Genomic DNA, 23,649 nt, shown 5'->3' on the forward strand with positions numbered 1-23,649 from the left:
GCATGGCTTCGAACGTCTCCCTGAACCTGCGATCAGGCAGGGCCGCGCGGGTGCGACAGCGCGGTGTCCTGCGCTGGCCGTCGCGCTGGGCCTGGGCTCAACTGATCGTCGCGCTGCTGGTGACGGCGGCCGCGGCGATGCTGTGGATCTCCCGCTTCCAGTCCGGGCCGCTGTCGCGCCTGGACGGCCTGGTGCAGGACGCGCAGGCGCAGTGGCGCGGCCGGCTCGCGCCGGGCACGACCTATCCGATCACGCTGGTACGTTTCGACGACGCCAGCGCCGCGCGCTTCGGCGGCATGGCGCCGGGTCGTCCGCTGCTCGCGGACGCGATCACGCGGCTGAAGGCGGCCCAGCCCCGCCTGATCGCCGTCGACATGCTGCTGCTCGACGCGAAGCCGGACAGCGACGCGATGCTCGCGGCCGCCATGCGCGGTGGCGCGCCGGTCTTGCTGCCGTTCGCGCTGCCGCCGGCGGCGAGCGCCGACGGCGGCGCGGCTGCGGCGGCCCCTGCCGCGTCCTCAGCGTCCTCGGCATCCTCCGCATCCTCCGCATCCTCCGCATCCTCCGGCCCCGCTGGCAACGCGCCGCGCGGCCTGCTCGCGCAGGCCTTCATGCGGGCCGAGGGGGCGCCGCGCAGCGCGCTGCTGCCCGAGCGCGCCGACGCACCGCCGGAGCCGCTGCTGTCCGCGGCGACCTCGCTGGGCCACGTGCAGGCGGTGCGCGAGGCCGACGGCGCCCTGCGCCATGACCTGCCGGCGTTGCCCTTGGACGGCGAGGTCTATCCGTCGCTGGCCGTGCGCATCGCCGGCGACGCGATGCGTCAGCCCTGGTCCGAGGCCACGCTGCGCTGGAGCCGGGATCTGCGCTGGGGGTCGCTGCGCGTCCCGCTGGATCTGCTGTCGCGGCAGGGCGTCAACTACTACGGTCCAACGGGCAGCTTCCCGTCGGTGTCGATGGCCGACCTCGTCGACGGCAAGGTGCCCGAGGAAGCGCTGCACAACCGCATCGTGATCATCGGCGTGTCGGCACTCGGCGCCGGCGACCACTTCCCGAGTCCCTTCGACGCCGGCCTGCCCGGCATGGAGCGGCTGGCGACCGTCGTCGACAACATCCTGACCGGACGCACGCTGACACGCCCGTCGTGGGCGTCGCTCGCGGAGCTGGGGGCGTTGCTGGCGCTGCCGCTGCTGTGCGCGTTGCTGCTTGCGCGTGGGCCGCTGTGGCGCGGACTGCCGGCGGTGGCGCTGCTGGTGGGGGGAGGACTCTATGGCGCCCAGTGGGCATTCGAGGAGGAACACCTCGTCCTGTCGCTGGCTGCGCCGCTGCTGGCCGTGGCAGCGGCGAGCCTGGCCGCGCTGACGCTGCGCGCGCTCGCCGATCAGTCCCGACGGCGCGAGGCGCTCCGGCGCCTGACCGTGAGCGAGGAGCGCTATGCGCTGGCCGCGCTGGGCGCCAACGACGGGCTCTGGGACTGGGACATCGCCGACGATCGGCTCGACGTCTCGGCGCGCTGGCTCGCGCTGATGGGCGACGCGCGCGCGCCCGGCGAGCAACCTGCCGACGGCTTGAAGCGCGGCTTCTGGCGCCGCCTCGCGCGGCGCACGTCATCGGGCACTTCATCGGGCGCAGCATCGGACGGGACGCCTGCCGGCATCGACCGCTTCACGCGCCCGTTGGACGAGGCGGCGGCCGGGTTGTTCCGGGCCGATCTCGACGCGCACCTGCAGGGCCGCAGTTTCCAGTTCCACCACGTGCTGCATTTCGAGCAGGGCGGTCAGACGCGGGCCCTGCTGGCACGCGGCGTCGCGGTGCGCCAGGACGGCAAGCCGGTGCGCATGGCCGGTTCGCTGACCGACATCAGCGAGAACGAACGTCTGCAGGCGCAGGTCGCGCACGAGGCGCTGCACGACCGGCTCACCGGCCTGCCGAACCGCGCGCTGTTCATGGAGTTGGTGGCGCAGCGGCTGGCCAATCCGACGCCTGGGGTCCCGATCGGCGTCGCGCTGGTGGGCCTGGACGATTTCCGCGCGTTCAACGAGCGCCATGGCTGGATGGCCGGCGATGCGGTGCTGGTGGAGAGCGCGCGGCGATTGGCCGGCGCCTCCGGACGGACGGCGCGCGCCGGGCGTGTCGTCGCGCGGCTGGGCGCGGACCAGTTCGGCGTGCTCTTCGAGGCCCGCATCGAGGCCGGCGCGCTCGTCGATCGCGTGCCCGAGTGGGCGCTGGCGCGCATCGAAGAACCCTATCTGTTCGAGACCCTGGATGTCGATGTCGACGAGGGTGCCGGCACCGGCACGCTCAGCGCGGCGGCAGCGGCCTCGGCGGCCTCCGCAGCCTCGGCGAGGGGGATCTCCCCGCACACCGGCGCGCACCGCCTCACCGCGTGCGCCGGCTGGGCGTTCACCGGGCAGGGCAACTTCAGTCCGGACGATCTGATGTCCGCCGCGGAAAGCGCGCTGGCCAGCGCCAAGGCGGCCGGCGCCGGCCATGCCCGCCTGTTCGATCCGGCGCGGCAGCTGGTCGAGCAATCGCGGCGCTGGGTGAAGGAGAACATCGCGCGCGGCCTGCAGGCGGGCGAGTTCCAGCTCCACTACCAGCCCTTCGTGAGGTTGTCGGACCGGGCGCTGCTCGGCTTCGAGGCGCTGATCCGCTGGAAGCATCCGACCCGAGGCCTGGTGATGCCCGGCGACTTCATCCCGGTGGCGGAGGAGAGCGGCCAGATCGTCGAGATCGGCCGCTGGACGCTGATCGAGGCGGCGCTGCAGCTGCGCCGCTGGCGGGAGATCGGCTTCAAGGGCGAGATCGCGGTGAACGTGTCGGGCGTGCAGCTGGCGCGCGACGACGAACTGCTCACCGACGCCCGCGAGACGCTCAAGGCGCTGGGCGACGTGCCGGCGTCGCAGCTCAAGCTCGAGGTCACGGAAAGCATGGCGATGGCCAACCCGCAGCGCAGCGCCGAAGTGCTGCAGGAGCTGGCGCGGATGGGCTTCAAGCTGTCGATCGACGACTTCGGGACGGGGTACTCGTCGCTCGCCTATCTGCACCGCTTCCCGTTCGACACGCTGAAGATCGACCGCAGCTTCGTGATGCGCCTGGGCGCCGGTCGCGAATCGCGCGAGATCGTGCGCACCATCGTCGGCCTCGCCGACGCGCTCGGCAAGCAGACCTTGGCCGAAGGCGTCGAGGAGGAGGCGCAGGCGGTCCTGCTGGAGGAACTCGGCGTCCAGGTCGCGCAGGGCTGGCTGTTCGCCAAGGCCTTGCCGCCCGAGGACGCGAAGCGGCTCATCCAGACGGTGCCGTGGCGCAAGCCCGGCGCTTGATCGCAGGCGCCGGACCGCTTCCCGCGGCGACCGTCACTTCACGGTGAAGGTCCCGACGACGACCCCGTCGCCGCGGCCGCTCAGGCGCAGGACGATGTCCTGGTCCTTCTGCCGCGCGGTCGCGAAACCGGTGGACAGGCGCACCATGATCGTCGTCGAGGGCGCGATCACCTGCTGCTGGTGGCCGAAGAAGTTGGCCTGCACCGTGTAGGTCCCCGGCTTGGCCACGCGCAGCGAGAACTCCTCGGGGCCGTAGCCGCCGGTGAAGTCCCGCGACATGCGTCCGCCCTGGCGCGTCAGCGCGTTGCCGTAGTACGCGCGCTCGCCGTCGGGATCGGTCACCCACAGGTCGATGTCGGTGTTGTCCGCGTCCCAGCTCATCACCACGCGCAGCGCCAGCGGCAGCGGGCGGCGCAGCCGCGCGTCGATCGCCGACAGGTCCAGTGCCTTGCCCTGGAGCCGCGAGCGCTCGGCGATGGCGTTCAGCTCGGCCAGCGCGATCAGCTCGACGTCGGGGAAACGGTTCTGCCAGGGCCGGTTCACGACTTCGGCCAGCAGGTCCACCGCGCGCTGCGATTCGCCCGCGTCGGCCCAGGTCAGCGCGAGGTCGCGGTAGGACTGAGGCTCGTCAGGGGCCAGGCGCAGCACCTCCTCGAGGATGGGAATCGCGTCGCGCGGACGGTCCGCCTGCTTCAGCCGGTAGGCCAGGATGCGCAGCAGCTGGCGGTTGCCCAGGTCCATCTCGGCGAGATTGGACAGCACGCGCAGCCCCAGCGCGGTCTGCTTGCGTTCGATCAGCCGGTCCGCCACGTCGAGGAAGAACGCCGAGCTGCGCAGGTAGGACGGTTTCTCGTCCAGGTAGATCGCGTAGACATCCTTGTCGGCGGCGCCTTTCAGGCGCTGCGCGTAGATCTCGTTGGGCTGCCACGCGCGCAGCGCGATGTCGCCGTCGCCGGCCTGCGGCGCGCCTGGGGTCGTGGGAGCCGCGCGCATACGCTGGGCCGGTGCCGCCGCAGCGGCCGCCATCGGAGCGGGGGCCTCCGCGACCGCGCGTTCCGTCCGCGAGGACTCCGCGGCGATGGGACGGACGCGGGCCGGCGCCATCGGAGCCGGGGCCGGAGCAGGCGCTGCCGGACGGAACATCGGTGGAGGTGCAGGTGCAGGTGCAGGTGCAGGTGCAGGTGCAGGCGCAGGGGTCGTTGGCGCAATCATCGGCGCAGGCCTGAATTCCTGATGCGGGGGCACCGACATCGGCATCGGCGGCTCGAACGGGCGCGGTGCCGACGCGTCGCGACGGTTCTTGCCCGCGATCTGCTCGGCCACCTGCCGGGCGGCCGCACGCAGGGCCGGTGTCTCAGCCCACCACAGCACCTTGTCCTCGAAGCGCTGGATCAGGTCGCGGCGGGCCTCCGCGCGATCGCCCTGGCGCGTCGCCGTGCGCGTGGCCATCAGCCGTTCCCATTCCGCGCGCAGGTCCTCGGGCGGCTCGATGTCGTGACGGACGTAGTCGGCGGCCGTGTCCAGCACGATCAGCGAGGTCTCGCGCGTCACCAGCCCGAAGTCCATGCCCAGTCGGCGGATCGCCTGGCGCTGGGCCGCGCGGTCGGCATCCAGCCGGCCGAGGCGGAAACTCGCCCAGCGATAGGCGGCGAGTCCGACGGCGGGTGCGGCCCCGGACGTCTCGGACGTCTCGGACGTCTCGGACGCCTCGGACGTTTCGGCCGTGTCGGTGGACGTCGACGGCATCGTCGCTGCGATCGGCTCGGCGGCTGCAACGCGCAAGGGCACCGTGATCGACCGGGGCGCGCCGCCGGGTGTGGAGAGCCGCACCTTCATCGTCGCCTGCGGTTGCGTCATGACGCCAGCGATCAGCAGTCGGCCCGCCTGCGGAAACATGGATCCCGTTTCCCATTCGCCGGCGCCCAGTCCGCTGACCTCGAGCACGCGAGGCCGCTCTTCGGCCATCAGGCGCGCCGCCTCGGCGGTGTCCGTCGTGAGCAGGTCCGCGTAGGCCCCGCCGCGCGATTCGGCCACGCGGCGCAGCGCCGCTTCGGCCGCGCCCGCCGAGGCCGAGAAGGCGAACAGCGGCTTGCCCGTCGTCGGCCATCCGCCAGCGCCCCAGGTGCCCACGCCGTCCGAGAACAGCAGCGTCACGTCGCTGCCGTCGGGCGTGTCCATCGCGCCGAGCGCCGTCGCGCCGTCATACGGCACGCGTTCGAGGCGCTGGCGCAGCGCACGCCAGTCGCCGTCACGGATGACGAAACGTTCCACCGGTTCGGCGTCGTTGCGCACGACCTTGAGCCGCACCTCGACCGAGCGCAGGGCCCGGAACCATTCGTCGAGCAGGGCGAACTCGCGATCGTGGTCCCGCGCGGCGCCCGACGCGGACGCGTCCCACACCAGGCCCACCGTGCGCGGGACCGGTCGCGGCGACGGCGCCGTGTCGACCGGCACCTCGGCCAGGACATAGGTCCGACCCTTGAAACGTTCCGTGGTCACGGCCGGCGCGGCGAGGCGGCCCGGCAGCGCGATGCGCAGTTCGCCGGAGGCCTCCGCCGCATCGCGCAGCACGCGCAACCGGCTGCCGCCGTCCGGTGCCGGCGCGACGGCCAGCGGCTCCGGGCCCCATGAGGCGGCCAGTTGCGCCGGCGGGGCGCCGTCGATCCGCACATCCACCGCCAGGCGGTCCACGGCACCGTTGAACTGCAGCGGCAGCCGCCAAACCGGCGACGCCTCGGCGCCGGCGCTCTCAAGCGATTCGCGGATGTCGAGCACCACGCGACGCGTGCCGCCCGCGGGCAGCGGATACACCTGCAGCTTGTAGAAGTTGCCCTCGGTCACCTCGAGCAGGGCCGGATCGACGCGATTGCGGATGGTGTCCTCGTAGACCTGGCGGCCTTTGGCCTTCTCGACCGGCACGGCGCGACGCAGCACGCCGTTGATGTCGAGCGCGAAGCCGGTCACCGTCTGGCCGCCGTTGAGCGGGAACTGCAGTTCTCCGGACAGCACCCGGGCGTTGGGATTGAACAGCGTGAGCTCGACGCGGGAGACCGCGGAACTGCCGCTGATGCGGCCCTGCACCGACACCTGTCGCAGCCGGATCGGCGTGCTGGCGTCGGCGGCCTGGATCGAGATCCAGCGGACCGGCGGCGCCACCGGTGGCGGCTTCATCGAGGGGGGTGGTGGCGGCATGACCGGCGACAGCGCCATCACGGCGCTCGCGCCCAGCAGCAGGGCCCAGGCCGCGGCGGCGCGGCTGAGCGCGCCGGACATGCGGCGCGATCGGTGATTCAGCATGCGATGTCTCCCTCGAAGGGCGCCGGTCTGTCGCCCGCGCCCTGGCCGCCATGTTGCCAGCGGCTCAAGCCGCCGGCGCCACCGGGTTTCCCTCGGTTCCGGGAGGAACGCGTGCCCGGGCCTCGCGGTTGACGAGGTCCCCGGGATCGCGGGGTCAGGCCATGCCTTGATGCCTCAGCAGCGCGTCGATCTGCGGCTCGCGGCCGCGGAAGGCCTTGAAGTTGTCCATCGCGTCGCGGACGCTGCCCATGGACAGGATCTCGTCGAGGTAGCGGCGGCCCGTCGCCGGGTTGAACACGCCTTCCTCCTCGAAGGCGCTCCAGCAGTCGGCCGAGAGGACTTCCGCCCACTTGTAGCTGTAGTAGCCCGCCGCATACCCGCCGGCGAAGATGTGCGAGAAGCTGTGCTGGAAGCGGTTGAAGGCGGGCGGCGGCAGCACCGACACCTCGTCGCGCACCTCGGCCAGCAGGTCCTCCACGCGCGTCTCCGAACCCGGCTCCGCGTGAAGCCGCATGTCGAAGAGCGAGAACTCGATCTGGCGCAGCGTCTGCAGGCCGGCCTGGAAGTTCTTCGCCGCCAGCATCTTGTCGAACAGCGCGCGCGGCAGCGGCTCGCCGGTGTCCACGTGCGCGGAAAGCTGCTGGATGACCTCCCATTCCCAGCAGAAGTTCTCCATGAACTGGCTCGGCAGCTCGACCGCGTCCCACTCGACGCCCGAGATGCCCGACACGCCCAGCTCCGCCACCCGCGTGAGCAGGTGGTGCAGCCCGTGACCGCACTCATGGAAGAGCGTCGTGACGTCGTCGTGGGTCAGCAGCGCCGGTTTGCCGTCCGCGCCCTGCGGGAAGTTGCACACCAGGTGCGCGACGGGGATCTGCTCCGCGCCGGTGCCCGCCAGGTCCGGCCGCGCCCAGCGGCTGCGCACCTCGTCCATCCACGCGCCCGGCCGCTTGCCGTTGCGCGCGTACAGGTCCAGGTAGACCTGTCCGATCAGGCGGCCATCGCGGCGCAGTTCGCAGAACTGCACCGACTCGTGCCACACCGAGGCCTTCGCCGGCACCAGTTGCACGCCGAACAGGCGGTCGACGATGCGGAACAGACCGTCCAGGACGTGCGGCAGGGTCAGGTATTGCCGAACCTCCTGGTCGGAGAAGGCGTAGCGCGCTTCCTTCAACTTCTCGGACACGAACGGCAGGTCCCAGGCCTGCAGGTCGTCCATGCGCAACGCCGCCTTGGCGAAGTCGCGCAGCTCGTCGAGATCGCGTTGCGCATACGGGCGGGCGCGGCCGGCCAGATCGCGCAGGAAGTCCAGCACCTGCGCGGGCGAGGTCGCCATCTTCGGCACCAGCGAGGCCTCGGCGAAGCTGGCGAAGCCCAGCAGCCGGGCTTCCTCCTGGCGCAGCATCAGCAGTTCCTGCATGAGCGGACCGTTGTCCCACTCCGGCTTGTCGCCGAGCTCGCTGGCACGCGTGACGTAGGCGCGGTACAGGCGTTCGCGCAGCGCGCGGTCTTCGGCGTACTGCATCACCGGCATGTAGACGGGGAAGTGCAGCGTGAGCTTGTGCGTGTCGGGATCGGTGTTGCCGTCCTTCTCCGCCGCGGCGCGGGCGTTGGCGATCACGTCCGCCGGTACGCCCTTCAGTTCGGAAGCTTTCGCGAGGTAGCTCCAGCCGTCGGTCGCGTCCATCACGTGTTCGGAGAAGGACTGGCCGAGTTCGGCGCTGCGTTCCTGGATCTTCGCGAAGCGCTCCTTGGCCGCCCCCTGCAGTTCGGCGCCGGACAGGACGAAATCGCGCATGGCGTGCTTCAGCAGCTGCGCGCGCTCGGGCGTCAGGCCGGGCAGGGCGGCGATCGCCTTGTACTTGGCATAGAGCGCCTCGTTGGCGCCGAGCGCGGTGTAGAACTCGGTCACCGCCGGCAGCATGGCGTTGTAGGCCTCGCGCAGCGCCGGGGTGTTGGCGACCGCGTTCAGATGGCCCACGGCGCCCCAGGCGGTGCCCAGGCGCTCGGAAGCGACGTTCAGCGTGCGGGACAGGAAATCGTAGTCGGCGGGGGCATCGGGCGCGGTGACCCGATCGAGGGCCTTCTGGGCCTCGGCCAGCAGATCGGCGATGGCGGGCTGGATGTGCGAGGGATCGATCGCGGCGAAGTCGGGCAACGACGCGGTCGAGAGCAAGGGGTTCGCGGCGGAGGGCGCGGCGGCGGTATCGGTCATGCAGGCCTCGTGAATCTGACGAAATGCCGGGACAGTGTCTCAGCCTTTCGCGCGCGGATGCGCGGGAGGTTTCTATCGTGGGGGCGGCGTCCCGGCTATCAAGCCGGACCCGCCGTGCACGAGACCTGCATTCTCTGCCTCAGAACGTCTCCCAGTCGCCGTCGTCGGCCGCCGGCGCCGGCCGCGTCAGCGGCGGGGCGACTGCCCCCGCGGTCGTGGGCTTCGGCGATGGCGTCGGCCGGGGCTTGGGCGCCGTCGGCGTCGGGGCAGCGGGGGACCTGGGGGCGCCCTTGGCCGCCGGCTTCGTCATCGGCGGCTTCGTCAAGGCGGCCGGCGGACTGGAGGACGGTGCCTTCGACGATGGGAACGACGGGGCGGCGATCGCCGCCTTGGGCGGCTTCGCCGTCGGGGCGACCGACGCCATGCCTTCCGCACCCAGCCGGAAGACCGACACGATCTCGGTCAGCCGGTGGGCCTGGTCCTTCAGGCTCTCCGCGGCGGCGGCGGACTCCTCGACCAGCGCCGCGTTCTGCTGCGTCATCCGGTCCAACTGGACGACGGCATCGTTGACCTGCGCGATGCCGCTGCTCTGCTCGGTCGACGCGGCGGTGATCTCGCCGATGATGTCGGTCACCCGCTGCACGCTGCCGACGATGTCGTTCATCGACTCGCCCGCCGCCCGCACCAGCCGCGAGCCGGCCTCGACGCTGGTCACGCTCGCGCCGATCAGTGTCTTGATCTCCTTGGCCGCCTCGGCGCTGCGCTGGGCCAGCGAGCGCACCTCGCTCGCGACGACCGCGAAGCCGCGGCCCTGCTCGCCGGCGCGCGCGGCCTCCACCGCCGCATTCAGCGCCAGGATGTTGGTCTGGAAGGCGATCCCGTCGATCGTGCCGATGATGTCGTTGATCTTCTTGGAGCTGGCGTTGATCTCGTCCATCGTCGAGACCACCTGGCCGACGACCTCGCCGCCGCGCGCCGCCGCGCTGGACGCGCTCGACGCCAACTGGTTGGCCGTCTGCGCCGCATCGGCGGTCTGGCGCACCGTCGCGGTCAGCTCTTCCATCGAGGACGCCGCCTGCTGCAGGTTGGATGCTGTCTCCTCCGTGCGTTGCGACAGGTCCTGCGAGCCGATCGCGATCTCGCTGGAGGCGGTCGTGATGGAGTTGCTCGCCGACCGCACGTCCATCAGGATGCGCTGGATCTTCTCGGCGAACAGGTTGAACGAGGACGCGATCCGGCCGACCTCGTCGCGTCCGCCCGCGGGCAGGCGCTGCGTCAGGTCGCCGTCGCCGGCGCTGATGTCGTCGAGCGCGGCGCGCACGCGGTCCACGCCGCGCAGCATCGCGCTGATCGTGCCGGTCATCGCCAGCGCCGCGATCGCCATCATGATCAGCGCGGTGATCACGGCGGTGCGCAGCAGCGCGCTCAGGGAGGCCAGGGCCTCGTCCTTCTTCGCCGCGACGAAGAGCTGCCAGTCGCTGTCCGCGATCGGCGTGCCGCTGACCAGGAAGGTGTCGCCGCCGACCGACGCCTCCACCCATCCCGCGGCCGGATCCAGCGCCGTCGCCAGCGCCTGCGGCGTCAACTGCTCGGAGATGGCGGTGGCGCCCTTCAACACCAGTTTCGCGTCGGGATGCGCGACGATCTTCCCGTCCTTGGACATCAGGAACGCAAAGCCGCCGGGCGTGGGCTTGATCGCCTGGACCGTCGCGACCACGTCGTCCAGGAACACGTCGGTGGCGATGACGGCCTTGGTGCCGCCCCCGCTCTTGTCCGCCGCGGCGAAGGTCACCACGAGCCGGCCCTTGGAGGCGTCCATGTAGGGCGCCGTCAGCACGATGCCTGACGCGGAGGCCGCGCCGGTGTACCAGGGGCGCCCGGTCGGGTCGTAGTCGGCCGGCAGGTTCTGCGGGGTGTTGAAGACGATCTTCTTGTCGGCGAAGCCGACGTAGGCGGCCTCGAGCCGCCCCGACTTCGCCGCCTGCTGCAGCAGCGGCACCGGATCGGCCGCCGCGACGGCCGGCTGCAGGGAGGCGACGATGTCGCGCTGCGACCGGACCCACTGGCGGATCGCGTCGGAGCGCGCCGCGGCCAGTTCGTCCAGGGATTGGGAGACCTGCTGACGGGTATGGCCCCGCACGGTCACATAGTTGGCGACGGTGATCGCCAGCAAGGTCAGGGCGACGATGCCGACGCCCAGCGCGATCAGCCGGGTCTTGATCGAGTCGAACATGAACGGGCTCCTTGGCTGCTGCCGGCGCCGGGCATTACGCTCTCTGGCGCCGTCCCCCCACGTACCACGCTCTCTCTTCACGCGCCGTCACGGCGCGCACCGATCAAAAAAACGCCCGGGCGGCCGGGCGTCTTGTCGTTCGGTCAGGCCATCGTGACCGCGTCCATCAGTCCCATGTCCGCGCTGGACATCAGGCCCTCGATGTCGATCAGGATCAGCATGCGCTCGGCGACGGCGCCGATGCCCATGATGAAGCTGGTGTTGACGGTGCTGGCGCTGAGTTCCGGCGCCGGGCGGATGACGTCGCGGTTCAGCTCCAGCACGTCGGACACCGAGTCCACCACCGCGCCGACGACGCGGTTCTTGACGTTCAGCACGATCACGACGGTGAAGCTGTTGTATTCGGCCGTCGCGCAGCCCAGCTTCAGGCGCAGGTCGACGATCGGGACGATCACGCCGCGCAGGTTCACCACGCCCTTGATGAAGTCGGGCGCGTTGGCGATGCGGGTCGGCTGCTCGTAGGAACGGATCTCCTGGACCTTCAGGATGTCGATGCCGTATTCCTCCTGACCCAGGCGGAAGGTCAGGTATTCGCCGCTGGCGGGCGCGGCGTTCGCGGCGCCTTGCGGTACCAGCGCGCCGGAGTTCGCTTGCACGACTTGCGTGCCGGTTTGTTGGACGATTTCCATGTGTTGACCTCGTGCGGCTGATTAGAAGGTTTCCCAGTCGCCGTCGTCGGCGGTGGTGGCCGGTGCTGACGGCTTGGGAGTGAACGGTGCGGGCGCGGCCTTGGGCGAGGTCGCGGGCTTGGCGACAGCCGGCTTGGCCGCCGTCGTGGTGGTGGTGGACTTGGCGGCGGTCGCGGAGGCCGGCTTTCCGAGCGCTGCCGACTTTGCCGGCGTGGCCTTCGCGGCAGCGGGCCTGGCCGCCGGCTTGACCGGGGACATCGACGTCGCCGTGGCCGTGGACGTCGCCGCGCGAGGAGCGGTCGGCGCCGTGCTCGAAGCCGCCGCCGGCTTTGACTCGATGCCACCGGACTTGGCCGTGAACGCGGTCGCCGACAGCGCCGGCGCATGGCCCGACACGCGGAAGCGGTCGACCACGCCGCCCAGGCGCTCGGCCTGGTCCTTCAGGCTTTCCGCGGCGGCGGCGGACTGCTCGACCAGCGCGGCGTTCTGCTGCGTCATCTGGTCCAGGTTGCTGACGCCCTGGTTGACCTGGCTGATGCCGTCGCTCTGCTCGCTGGACGCGGCGGTGATCTCGCCGATGATGTCCGTCACGCGCTGCACGCTGGAGACGATGTCGCTCATCGTGCTGCCGGCTTCCTGGACCAGACGCGAGCCGGTCTCGACGCGCTCGACGCTGGCGCCGATCAGGGTCTTGATCTCGCGGGCGGCCTCGGCGCTGCGCTGTGCCAGCGAGCGGACCTCGCCGGCCACGACCGCGAAACCGCGGCCCTGTTCGCCGGCGCGCGCCGCTTCCACGGCCGCGTTCAGCGCCAGGATGTTGGTCTGGAAAGCGATGCCGTCGATCGTGCCGATGATGTCGCTGATGCGCTTGGAGCTGGCGTTGATCTCGTCCATCGTCGAGACGACCTGGCTCACCACGTCGCCGCCCTTGGCCGCCGCGCCGGACGCGGAGGAGGCCAGCTGGTTCGCGGTGCGTGCCGAGTCGGCGGTCTGCTTGACCGTGCCGGTCAGCTGCACCAGCGAAGACGCGGCTTCCTGCAGGTTGGACGCGGTCTGCTCGGTACGGCTGGACAGGTCCTGGTTGCCGGTGGCGATCTCGACCGACGCGGTACGGATCGAATCGGCGGCCGTGCGCAGCTGGACGACCATCGACTGCAGCGCTTCCTGCATGTGGTGCAGCGAGCGCATCAGCTTGGACGCCTCGTCGACGCCTTCGACCGGCTTCATCGGGCGCGACAGGTCGCCTTCGGCGATCGCGGCGGCCAGGGCCTCGGCGTCGGCCAGCGGGGCGCAGATCGTCCGCATGTTCAGCAGCGTCAGCGGCACCACGACGATCGCGGCGAACACCAGCACCAGGCCGAAGGTCCACAGCACGCCGCCTTGCGTGCTTTCCATGCCCTGGCGCATCGTCTCCGACTCGGCTTCCAGGCGCTTGCCCAGTTCGTCGAGCTGCTTCTCGGCCTCGACCACCTGGTCCTTGGCCGGCTGCAGGAGACGGTCGGCGACCGCGGCGTGGTCGTAGGCGCCGGCTTCCAGCTGCGTCACCACGTTCGCGGACTTCGCGGCGTAGGTTTCGAGCGCGGTCTGCAGCTTCTTGATCGCGTCCTGGTCGTCGGCCCCGCTGAGCTTGGAGAGTTCGGCCAGTTGTTCCGAAGCCTTCTTGCGGGCGGCATCCCACTTGGCGTGGCGATCCTTCACCACCTCGGGCTTCTCGTAGTTGATGATCATGTCCTTCTCATGGACACGGAGCTTGCCCATCGTGCCCGTGAGATCACCGATCAGGTTGCCGCGCGCGGTGGACTTCTGGAGAAACTCCTGCGTCTGGCCGCGCATCGACTGCATCCCGAACAGGCCGACGCTGCCGACCACCATCAGCAGCGCCAGCACGATGCCGATCGCGCCGATCATGCGGGTCCGGATGCTGAATTGACGCATCAACGCGCTGAAATTCATGTCTACCTCTTATGCGTTGGACATCGGCCTGGCAGCCGACGTCCTCCCTGATTCAGAAATGCGCGGGTCGCTCAATGACGCGATCGCCGCACCAGGCTGCCCACGTCCAGGATCAGCGCCACGCGGCCGTCGCCCATGATGGTCGCGCCCGAGACGTCGGTCACCTTGCGGTAGTTCGCCTCCAGGTTCTTGACCACGACCTGCTGCTGGCCGAGCAGCTCGTCCACGAGCATGGCGACTCTGCCGCCCTCGGCCTCGACGACGACCATGATCGAGCTGACGTGCTCGAAGTCGAAGCGGGGCACGTTGAAGACCTGCTCGAGCTCGACCACGGGCATGTACTCGTCGCGGACCTCGACCACGCGGCCCGAACCGCCGACGGTCTTGATGGTGTCGGACTGGACCTGGAAGGATTCGACCACCGACGACAGCGGGAGGATGTACACCTCTTCGCCGACGCCCACGCTCATGCCATCCATGATGGCCAGCGTCAGCGGCAGGCGGACCGAGACCTTCATCCCGTAGCCTTCGGCGGAGTCGATCTCCACCGTGCCGCCCAGCGACGTGATGTTCTTCTTCACCACGTCCATGCCGACGCCGCGGCCGGAAACGTCGGTGACCTGGTCCGCGGTCGAGAAGCCCGGCGCGAAGATCAGGCCCCAGACTTCCTGGTCGGTCATGGTGTCGGGCGCGTCGATGCCCTTTTCACGCGCCTTGCGGATCAGCTTCTCGCGGTTCAGGCCGCGGCCGTCGTCGCGCACTTCGATGACGATGGAGCCGCCCTGGTGCGAGGCGACCAGCGTGATGGTGCCCTGCTCGGGCTTGCCCTTGGCGACCCGATCGGCGGGCGACTCGATGCCGTGGTCGCAGCTGTTGCGCACCAGGTGGGTCAGCGGGTCGGTGATCTTCTCGACCAGGCCCTTGTCCAGTTCGGTGGCCTCACCCTGCGTGACCAGCTCGACCTTCTTGCCGAGCTTGGCCGCGAGGTCGCGCAGCATGCGCGGAAAGCGGTTGAACACCACCGACATCGGAATCATGCGGATCGACATGACCGATTCCTGGAGGTCGCGCGTGTTGCGCTCCAGGTCGGCCAGGCCGGACGCCAACTGCTGGTACAGGCCAGGATCCAGGTTGCGGCTGTTCTGCGCCAGCATGGCCTGCGTGATGACGAGCTCGCCGACCAGGTTGATCAGCTGGTCGACCTTCTCGACGGACACGCGCAGCGTGGACTGGTCCGGGCTCGCGCCGCCGGCGCGAGGGGCGACCTCGGTGCGCGCGGGCGCGGCCGGCTTGGCGGCGGGCACCGGCACGCTGGCCTTGGGCGCTTCGGCCTTGGCTTCGGCGGCGGTCGCTTCGGGCACGCCGGGGGCGTCGTCGAAGAAGCCGTAGCCGGGGTCCTCGTCCTTCTTGGTTTCCACCGGAGCGCCGGGGGCGCCTTCATGGAAGCCGAAACCTTCGCTCAGCGGCAGCAGCTTGACCTGCTCGCGCGAGACGTGGAAGGTGAACAGGTCCAGCAGATCGTTGTCGGTGCTGCTCGTCAGCACCTTGAAGCGGCGCATGCCGTCGGCGGAGATGCCGCCGTCCAGCGGCTCGATCGTGCCGAGGTCGGTGATTTCCTTGAACAGCTCAACGAGGTTGTCGGCCTGCGCGGCGTCGCTCAGCGGACCGACCAGCAGTTCGAGCTGGCGCACGGTCGACTTGATCGGCGCGGCGGCCGGTGCAGCCGCCTTCGGCGCGGGGGCCGGCGCGGCGGCGGCGGGTGCAGGCGCGCGGACGCCGTCCAGCGTGCCGCCTTCCACCAGCGTGCGGATGCTGCTCAGCAGGGCGGACGTGTCCACCGCGTCGGCGCCCGAGCCCTGATGCCGGGCCAGTTGCGCCTTCAGCGCGTCGCCGGACTGCAGCAGCACGTCCACCATCGGCGAGGTCGGCGCCAGTTCATGGCGACGCAGCTTGTCTAGCAGCGTTTCCATCTGGTGCGTCAGCTCGGCCACGTCGTTGAAGCCGAACGTCGCCGCGCCACCCTTGATCGAGTGGGCACAGCGGAAGATGGCGTTCATCTGCTCGTCGTCCGGATTCTCGATGTCCAGGTTCAGCAGCAGCTGTTCCATGTTGTCGAGGTTCTCCCCGGCTTCCTCGAAGAAGACCTGGTAGAACTGGCTCAGGTCGATGCCTGCGCCCAGGTTGGCGCCCTCGGAGGTCATATCTCCCATGAATCTCTCCAGCTTGCCTTCAGCGGATCACCTTGCCGATCACCTCGATCAGCTTGGCCGGGTCGAAAGGCTTCACCAGCCATCCGGTGGCGCCCGCTGCGCGGCCCGCCTGCTTCATCTGATCGCTGGACTCGGTGGTCAGGATCAGGATCGGCGTGGTCTTGAACTTGGGGTTGTCGCGCAGCTTCTTGGTCAGGCTGATGCCGTCCATCCGGGGCATGTTCTGGTCGGTCAGCACCAGGTCGAAATCGCGTTGCGACGACTTCTCCCAAGCATCTTGCCCGTCCACCGCCTCCACGACGTTGAAACCCGCATTCTTGAGGGTGAACGAGACCATCTGGCGCATGGAGGCCGAATCGTCTACGGCGAGGATCGAGGGCATTTTGAGTTCTCCGGATGACAAGCGGTTTTCGGGTGGACCTGAAGATTCTTGAGGACCTTGAGGGCGGTCTGGTGACGGTGCCCGGTGATTTCGTGACCTAACGGACGGATCGATGGAACATTCAGAACAGTTCGACCGAGCCGGCGTCCATCTCGTCCTGCGTGACGGGATTGGGGCGCAGCGGGGCGGTCTCGACGACGGCCAGGCCGTCCTCGTCGTCCCCGAAGGTGTCCCGGGCGAGCTGGTCCGAGCAGTTGCGCAGCCGTTGGCTGGTGTGCGCGATCAACTGCGTCGACATGTCCTGGAACTGCAGCGCGGTGATCGCCCCGGCCAGATGCAGCATCAACTGCTGCAGCGCATCCTGGTCCCTGGCTTCCGGCAGGCGTTCGCGCATCTGGTCCACCAGGCCGGACGCGCCGAAGAAATGCGTCGACAACGCCTCGCAGGCGTCGTCGAGCAGGCGCTGCAGGCGCTCGAGATCGTTGTTGACCGTCATCAGATGGTCCTGCAGCTCGGCAGCGGCGAGCAGCGGCATCAGTCCTGTGCCTTCCGGCTCGACCGACGTCTCATCGATTTGCATCTTGGCTCCACATAGGGGTGTCCTGGTGCGTCTTCATGTCTGCCCAACTCAAACATGCGCCCGGACTTGTCGGCTGGCAAGAATCTTCGGCTTTTGCCACGCATCTGTCGACGGGACTAACCGTGCAAAGTCGTCCCAATAGCTCAGATCGGAAGTTCATCGACGAGACCGTGACAAATCTCGATAAGGGTAAACCCAAGACTCTACGGTTTCCAGATGAATAAAGCGGGGGGCTCGATGGCATAGATGAGGGATGCGCGACAAACTTGGCATACTCCCGGCCATGCCGACTCTCCCCCTGGCCGAGCGCTCCCTGCGCCTGCTTCATATCGAGGATTCCGACCTGGATCACCAACTGATCCTGGCCCAGTTGCAACGGGCCGGATTGCGATTCGAGATCACGCGGCTGGACACGCTGCCCGATATCGAGGCGGCCCTCGACCGGACCTGGGATGCGGTGATTTCCGATTACAACCTGCCGGGGTTTTCGGGCCTGGTCGTGCTGGACATGCTCAAGCAGCGGCACCTGGTGCTGCCATTCGTGCTGGTATCGGGCGAGATCGGCGAGGACACGGCGGTGGCGGCCATGCGCACCGGGGCGTCGGACTACCTGCTCAAGAACAATCTGGCGCGGCTGGCGCCGGCGCTGTTGCATGCGATCGAGTCCTGCGAGGCCCAACTGGCGCGCCAGGAGGCGGACCGTGAACTGCTCAAGTCCAAGCAGCAGCTGCACGAACTGGCGGGGCACCTGCAGACCAGTGTCGAGATGGAACGCGCGGCGATCGCCCGTGAGATCCATGACGACGTCGGCGGTTCGCTGACGGCGCTGAAGTTCGACCTGGCCTGGATTGCCCGGCACAGCAGGGACGAGGACGTCCAGCAGCGCGTGCAATCGGCGCTGGAAACCGTCACCAGCGCCATTGAATCGAGCCAGCGCATCATGCACAACCTGCGGCCGGCCATCCTGGAACAGGGATTGCTGGCAGCAGTGCAGTGGCTGGCCGCGCGTTTCGAACGCCGGACCGGCATCGCCACCGCGGTGAGACATGTCGGCGAGCAGTTCCAGCTGCCGGCGGGCGTGCCGCTGGTGGCCTACCGCTGCGCGCAGGAGGCGCTGACCAATGTGTCCAAGCATGCCGGGGCGACCAAGGTCGACGTGGAGTTGAGCATGGAGGGCGGCGTGCTGACGCTGGAGATCAAGGACAACGGTCACGGCGTCGCGCCGGGCGATCTGAGCAAGGCGCGCAGCTTCGGGATCCGAGGGCTGCGGGAGCGGGCGGCGACGGTGGGAGGCTGGGTCGACCTCAGCAGCGGCCTGCAGGGCACGGCGCTGATCCTGTCGGTGCCGTTGCGCGGCGTGTTCGGCGACTTCGACGTGGACGACGACGGGGATCCGATCCCGGCCGGTGCGGGGCATGACCCCTCTTCGTGGGGCGCCCTATGATCAAAGTCATCCTCTGCGACGACCACGCGCTGATCCGCCGGGGGATCCGCGACACCCTGTCCGACGCGCCCGACATCGAGGTGGTCGGCGAGGCCGGCGACTACGGCGAGCTGCGCAGCCTGATGCGCACCTTGGCGGCCGACAAGCAGTGCGACGTGCTGGTGCTCGACATCAACATGCCCGGCCGCAGCGGGCTGGACGTGCTGCACGTGCTCAAGGACGAGGGTACGACGACGCGGGTGCTCATCGTGTCGATGTACCCGGAGGACCAGTACGCGATCCGCGCGCTGCGCGCCGGGGCTTTCGGTTACGTGAACAAGGGCGGCGATCCGCAACTGCTGGTGCAGGCGGTGCGCACGGTGGCGCAGGGCCGCAAGTACGTGACCCCCGAGATCGCGCAGATGCTGGTCGAAAGCCTGACCGCGCCGGCGCCGGAGCAGGCGCACCAGAAGCTGTCCGACCGCGAGTTGCAGACCTTGGTGATGATCGCGTCCGGCAAGCGCCTGTCCGACATCGCCGAAGAGTTGATGCTCAGCCCGAAGACGGTGAGCGTGTACCGCGCACGGGTGCTGGAGAAGCTGGCGTTGTCCAACAACTCCGAACTGACGGTCTACGCCATCCGCAACGGCCTGGTCGAGAGCTGAGTCCACGGCCCGGTCGAAATCCGCCATCCCCGTTCGTCGTCATCCGGGGACGTTCACGCCAGCCAGCCGCCATTCATCGCAAGTCAGCATTGACGAGGAGGGGGCGCCTCGGAGAATGCGCCCCGTACTGACACACAGGGGGCCGTCATCGATACCGCACTGTTGAAAGAGCTGCGCATCCAGGGGAACGAGCGCGACGACCATGGCGGCGGACCGCCGACCTGGGTCTGGGTGCTGCTGGGGGTGCTGGTGGTCCTCGGGCTGCTGGCCGGCGGCGGCTGGTGGTGGTGGACCCAGTCGCAGGTGCCGGAGGTGGCGACCACCAACGCGCTGCCGCGGGGAGGCGCCGGGGGCGGCGCGGTGCTGCAGGCCACCGGGTATGTGACCGCGCGCCGCTCGGCCACGGTCTCGACGCAGATCACGGGGACCCTGACCGAGGTGCTCTTCGAGGAAGGCGACCGGATCGCCAAGGGTCAGGTCTTGGCCAGGCTCGAGGATCACGCTCTGCGCGCGGCGCTCGACATGGCGCGCGCCAACGTCAAGAGCGCCCAGGCCAACATCGACGCGACGCGCGCCCAGCTGGCGCAGGCCCAGTCCGACCTGAGGCGCCAGGATGAACTGGCCGCGAGCGGCATGTCCACGAAGCAGGCCGCGGAACAGGCCCGCACCGCGGTGACGACCACCGCCGCCCAGCTGGAAGCACGTCGCCGCGAGGCCGAGGCCGCGATGGCGCAGGCCACGCAGGCGCAGGTCAACTTCGACTACACGGTGGTCAAGGCGCCGTTTGCCGGCGTCATCACCGCCAAGGCGGCCCAGGTCGGCGAGATCGTCTCGCCGCTGTCCGCGGGCGGCGGCTTCACCCGCACCGGTGTCGGCACCATCGTCGACATGGAATCGCTGGAAGTGGATGTCGATGTCAACGAGGCCTACATCGGCCAGGTCAAGGGCGACATGCCGGCCGAAGCGGTGCTGGACGCCTATCCCGACTGGCGCATCCCCGCGCACGTGATCGCGGTGGTGCCGGCGGCCGACCGCGGCAAGGCGACGGTCAAGGTGCGTGTGGCGCTGGAGCAGAAGGACCAGCGCGTCGTGCCCGACATGGGCGTGCGCGTGTCCTTCCTGGCCGCCAAGGCGGATGCGAAGACCGCGCCGCCGCCGGGCGTGCTGGTGCCGAAATCCGCCGTCACGTCCCGGGACGGCGCGGCGGTGGTCTTCGTCGTCGTCGGCCAGAACGCCGCGGCGCGCAAGGTGAAGCAGGGGACGCCGGTGGGCGATCAGGCGGTGGTGCTGGACGGCCTCAAGGCCGGCGAGCCCGTCGTCCTGAATCCGCCGGAACAGTTGGTGGACGGCGGCCAGATCAAGCTGAAGGCCGGCGAGTGAGCGCCAGGGGCCGCGAGCCCCGGGCCCGTGAATGAACCGTTGATGCGAGGAGTCACCGTGAGCAACCTGATCGAGATCCGTGACCTGTCCAAGGTCTACACCCGCGGCAAGCAGAAGGTGGAGGTGCTGCACCACATCGACCTGGATGTGCGGCAGGGCGAGTTCCTGGCGCTGATGGGCCCGTCGGGCTCCGGCAAGACCACGCTGCTGAACCTGATCGGCGGACTGGACCAGCCCAGCGGCGGCAGCATCGCCATCGGCGGCGAGCGCATCGACCAGCTCAATTCCGCCGCGCTGGCGAAATGGCGCGCGGCCCGGGTCGGCTTCGTGTTCCAGTTCTACAACCTGATGCCGACGCTCTCGGCGCAGCGCAACGTGGAGTTGCCGCTGCTGCTGACCAAGCTGTCCGCGGCGGAGCGCAAGAAGCGCGCCGCGATCGCGCTGCAGCTGGTGGGCCTGTCGGACCGCGCCAGCCACAAGCCGACGGAGCTCTCCGGCGGGCAGCAGCAGCGCGTGTCGATCGCGCGGGCGATCGTGTCCGATCCGACCTTGCTGGTCTGCGACGAGCCCACCGGCGACCTGGACCGCCAGTCGGCCGAGGACGTGCTGGCCCTGCTGCAGGCGCTCAACCGGGACCACGGCAAGACCATCGTGATGGTCACCCATGATCCCAAGGCCGCCGAGCGAGCGCGCCAGACGCTGCACCTGGACAAGGGCACCCTGGTCGGGCAGACCGTGTCCGCGGCCGCCTGACGCCGCGGCGTCCAGGTCCAGTCCCGTTAGAAAGGGCTCGCCATGAAATACCTTCACCTCATCTGGGCGGCGCTGTTCCGGCGCAAGCTCCGGACGGTGCTCACGCTGGTGTCCATCATCACCGCGTTCCTGCTGTTCGGATTGCTGGATGCGGTCCGCACGTCCTTCGACCAGGCCGGCCAGTCCGCCAACGGCGCCTCGCGGCTGCAGACGGGCTCGCGCCTGTCCTTCATCCAGACCCTGCCGATGGCGCTGACGCAGCGCATCCAGTCGGTGGACGGCGTCAAGCTCGTGACCTTCGCGAACTGGTTCGGCGGTGCCTACCAGGATCCGCACAACCAGGTCTTCAGCTTCGCCGTCGCGCCGAACTACCTCGACATGTATCCGGAGATGGTGGTCACCGACCAGGCCAAGCAGGCCTTCGCGTCGACGCGCATCGGCGCGCTGGTCGGCGAGGGCCTGGCCAAGCGTTTCAACTGGAAGGTCGGGGACAAGATCCCGCTGCAGTCGACGATCTTCCCGGATCGCAGCGGCAGCAAGAACTGGCAGTTCGAGATCGTCGGCCTGATCCACGCCGCGGACAAGAAGTCCGGCGGCTGGTACGACCAGATGTTCCTGCTGAACTGGAAATACTTCGACGACACGACGCCGTACAACCAGGGCCAGGTCGGCTGGTACGTGACACGCGTGGCGGACGCGAACCAGGCCGACCGCGTGGCCAAGGCGATCGACGCGATCTCGGCCAACTCGGACCATGAGACCCGCACCCAGACCGAGCAGGCGGCGATGGCCTCGTGGATGAAGCAGGTGGCGGACATCGGCCTGATCGTCAGCTCGATCATGGGCGCGGTGTTCTTCACACTGCTGCTGCTGTCGGGCAACACGATGATGCAGGCGGTGCGCGAGCGCACCAGCGAGATCGCCGTGCTGAAGACGATCGGCTTCTCCGGCCACAGCGTGCTGGCGATGGTGCTGGCGGAGTCCGTGCTGCTGCTGGTCATCGGCGGCGTGATCGGACTCGGGCTGGCGAGCGTCATCGGGCCGGCGGTCAGCGCGGGCAGCGGCGGCACGCTGAACCTGCCGGCGGCCGGTTTGAACAGCTGGGCCACGGGCGTCGGGCTGATGGTGCTGTTCGGCGTGATCGTCGGCGCGCTGCCGGCGCTCAACGCGATGCGGCTCAACATCACCGATGCATTGGCGGGGAGGGCCTGACCATGAAATTCCTGAAGAACCTGGGCTTGGTGCTGCTGCTGGTGCTCGTGCTGGTGGCGTGGGTGATGCTGCCGTGGGTCGGCGCGCTCGGCCTGGCGGTGCTGCTGGTGCTGTGGCTGCTCCTGACGAGGCGCGGCGCGCAGGCGCGCTCGGTGACCGGCGTCGGCGTGAGCACGCTGCCGCAGCGGATCGGCTCGTCGGCGGTGATCGTCGTGGGCATCGCGGGCGTGGTCGGCGTGCTGGTGGCGCTGCTGGCGATGGCCGAGGGCTACTCCGAGACGCTGCGCAAGTCCGGCAGCGAGGACACGGCCATCGTGCTGCGCGGTGCGTCCGCGGCGGAGGTGGCGTCCGTGATGACGCGCGACGACATCACGCAGATCGGTCAGGCGCCCGGCGTGGCGAAGTCCGCCAAGGGAGAGCCGCTGCTGTCGGCCGAGACGGTGGTCGCGGCCAACTTGCCGGTCAAGGGCACGAAGACGGACGAGGAGGGCAGCGTCCAGATGCGCGGCGTCGGCGACGAGGCCTTCGCGGTGCGACCGCAGGTCAGGATCGTCGCCGGGCGCAAGTTCCAGCCGGGCCTGAAGGAGCTGATCGTCGGCCAAGGTGCGGCGCGTCAGTTCGAGGGCCTGGAGCCCGGCAAGCAGATCCGCCTGGGCAGCCAGATGTGGACGGTGGCGGGGGTGTTCGCGTCGGGCGACTCGATGGAATCGGAGTTGTGGGCCGATGCGCCGGTCGTCGCCGAGACCTACCGACGTGGCGCGAGCCGCAACTCGGTGACCGTGAAGCTGACCGATGCGAAGGCCTTCAAGGACTTCAAGGCGGCGCTCGAAGCCAATCCGCAGCTGAAGGTCGATGCGACGACGACGCTGGCGTTCTTCGCGAAGCAGTCGGAGCAGATGACCAAGATCCTGCGGATCATCGGCATCGTGGTCGGATCGATCATGGCGGTGGGCGCGGTGTTCGGCGCCCTGAACACCATGTTCGCGGCCGTCGCGACGCGCGCCCGCGAGATCGCCACGCTGCGCGCGATCGGCTTCCCGGGACTGCCGGTGGTGGTCGCGGTGATGCTGGAGACGATGCTGCTGGCCGCGATCGGCGGCATGATCGGCGGCGGGATCGCGTACCTGATCTTCAACGGGCACGCGGCGTCGACGATGGCGGCCGGGTCCGTCGGCAAGCTCAGCTTCGAGCTGCGGGTCTCGGGCCAGCTGCTGTGGGAGGGGCTGAAGTGGGCCCTGGCCATCGGCTTCATCGGCGGCCTGTTCCCCGCCGTGCGGGCGGCGAGCCTGCCGGTCACCACGGCGCTGCGCGAGCTCTGACGGGATCAGTCGGCCGGT

General features: G+C 69.5%; 15 protein-coding genes. 7 read left to right on the forward strand and 8 right to left on the reverse strand.

What is annotated here, in order from left to right; translation table 11 throughout:
• Nucleotides 1-2: 2 nt before the first annotated feature.
• Nucleotides 3-3,320, forward strand: coding sequence for an EAL domain-containing protein (locus AC07O8_RS06515; protein ID WP_495047267.1), 3,318 nt, complete (start codon nucleotides 3-5; stop codon nucleotides 3,318-3,320).
• 33 nt (nucleotides 3,321-3,353) lie between these two features.
• Here the strand turns inward: AC07O8_RS06515 and AC07O8_RS06520 are convergent, their stop codons facing one another.
• From AC07O8_RS06520 to AC07O8_RS06555, 8 genes are all read right to left on the reverse strand, one after another.
• A complete protein-coding gene (locus AC07O8_RS06520) occupies nucleotides 3,354-6,617 on the reverse strand; it encodes a DUF2135 domain-containing protein (RefSeq protein WP_495047268.1) in 3,264 nt (1,087 codons plus the stop codon).
• A 154-nt stretch (nucleotides 6,618-6,771) separates the two neighbouring features.
• Nucleotides 6,772-8,832 (reverse strand): M3 family metallopeptidase, encoded by a 2,061-nt coding sequence (locus AC07O8_RS06525; protein WP_495047269.1) that lies wholly within the window; start codon nucleotides 8,830-8,832, stop codon nucleotides 6,772-6,774.
• 139 nt (nucleotides 8,833-8,971) lie between these two features.
• Nucleotides 8,972-11,065: a methyl-accepting chemotaxis protein gene (locus AC07O8_RS06530; RefSeq protein WP_495047270.1), complete on the reverse strand. Its 2,094-nt coding sequence runs from the start codon at nucleotides 11,063-11,065 to the stop codon at nucleotides 8,972-8,974.
• Nucleotides 11,066-11,208: 143 nt separating this feature from the next.
• Nucleotides 11,209-11,754, reverse strand: coding sequence for a chemotaxis protein CheW (locus tag AC07O8_RS06535; RefSeq protein WP_297531341.1), 546 nt, complete (start codon nucleotides 11,752-11,754; stop codon nucleotides 11,209-11,211).
• A 21-nt stretch (nucleotides 11,755-11,775) separates the two neighbouring features.
• Nucleotides 11,776-13,707: a methyl-accepting chemotaxis protein gene (locus AC07O8_RS06540; protein WP_495047271.1), complete on the reverse strand. Its 1,932-nt coding sequence runs from the start codon at nucleotides 13,705-13,707 to the stop codon at nucleotides 11,776-11,778.
• A 71-nt stretch (nucleotides 13,708-13,778) separates the two neighbouring features.
• Nucleotides 13,779-15,917: a chemotaxis protein CheA gene (locus AC07O8_RS06545; protein WP_495047272.1), complete on the reverse strand. Its 2,139-nt coding sequence runs from the start codon at nucleotides 15,915-15,917 to the stop codon at nucleotides 13,779-13,781.
• A gap of 19 nt (nucleotides 15,918-15,936) precedes the next feature.
• Entirely contained in the window at nucleotides 15,937-16,299 is a 363-nt protein-coding gene (locus AC07O8_RS06550; RefSeq protein WP_067068294.1) for a response regulator, read from the reverse strand.
• Between the two features lie 121 nt (nucleotides 16,300-16,420).
• Nucleotides 16,421-16,879: a hypothetical protein gene (locus tag AC07O8_RS06555; RefSeq protein WP_495047273.1), complete on the reverse strand. Its 459-nt coding sequence runs from the start codon at nucleotides 16,877-16,879 to the stop codon at nucleotides 16,421-16,423.
• Between the two features lie 283 nt (nucleotides 16,880-17,162).
• Here AC07O8_RS06555 and AC07O8_RS06560 point away from each other — a divergent pair, with 283 nt between their 5' ends.
• From AC07O8_RS06560 to AC07O8_RS06585, 6 genes are all read left to right on the forward strand, one after another.
• Entirely contained in the window at nucleotides 17,163-18,323 is a 1,161-nt protein-coding gene (locus tag AC07O8_RS06560) for a hybrid sensor histidine kinase/response regulator (RefSeq protein ID WP_495047274.1), read from the forward strand.
• The gene (locus tag AC07O8_RS06565) at nucleotides 18,320-18,967 is read left to right on the forward strand and encodes a response regulator (RefSeq protein WP_297531346.1); all 648 of its coding nucleotides are present in this window, start codon (nucleotides 18,320-18,322) and stop codon (nucleotides 18,965-18,967) included. Before AC07O8_RS06560 ends, AC07O8_RS06565 begins: the two co-directional genes overlap by 4 nt.
• A gap of 162 nt (nucleotides 18,968-19,129) precedes the next feature.
• The gene (locus AC07O8_RS06570; RefSeq protein ID WP_495047275.1) at nucleotides 19,130-20,347 is read left to right on the forward strand and encodes an efflux RND transporter periplasmic adaptor subunit; all 1,218 of its coding nucleotides are present in this window, start codon (nucleotides 19,130-19,132) and stop codon (nucleotides 20,345-20,347) included.
• Nucleotides 20,348-20,389: 42 nt separating this feature from the next.
• The gene (locus tag AC07O8_RS06575; RefSeq protein ID WP_297531348.1) at nucleotides 20,390-21,100 is read left to right on the forward strand and encodes an ABC transporter ATP-binding protein; all 711 of its coding nucleotides are present in this window, start codon (nucleotides 20,390-20,392) and stop codon (nucleotides 21,098-21,100) included.
• 42 nt (nucleotides 21,101-21,142) lie between these two features.
• Nucleotides 21,143-22,312: an ABC transporter permease gene (locus AC07O8_RS06580; protein WP_495047276.1), complete on the forward strand. Its 1,170-nt coding sequence runs from the start codon at nucleotides 21,143-21,145 to the stop codon at nucleotides 22,310-22,312.
• A 2-nt stretch (nucleotides 22,313-22,314) separates the two neighbouring features.
• The gene (locus AC07O8_RS06585) at nucleotides 22,315-23,631 is read left to right on the forward strand and encodes an ABC transporter permease (protein ID WP_495047277.1); all 1,317 of its coding nucleotides are present in this window, start codon (nucleotides 22,315-22,317) and stop codon (nucleotides 23,629-23,631) included.
• The last annotated feature ends 18 nt before the right edge of the window (nucleotides 23,632-23,649 follow it).

This window comes from Roseateles sp. GW821-FHT09G09 (assembly GCF_059415965.1).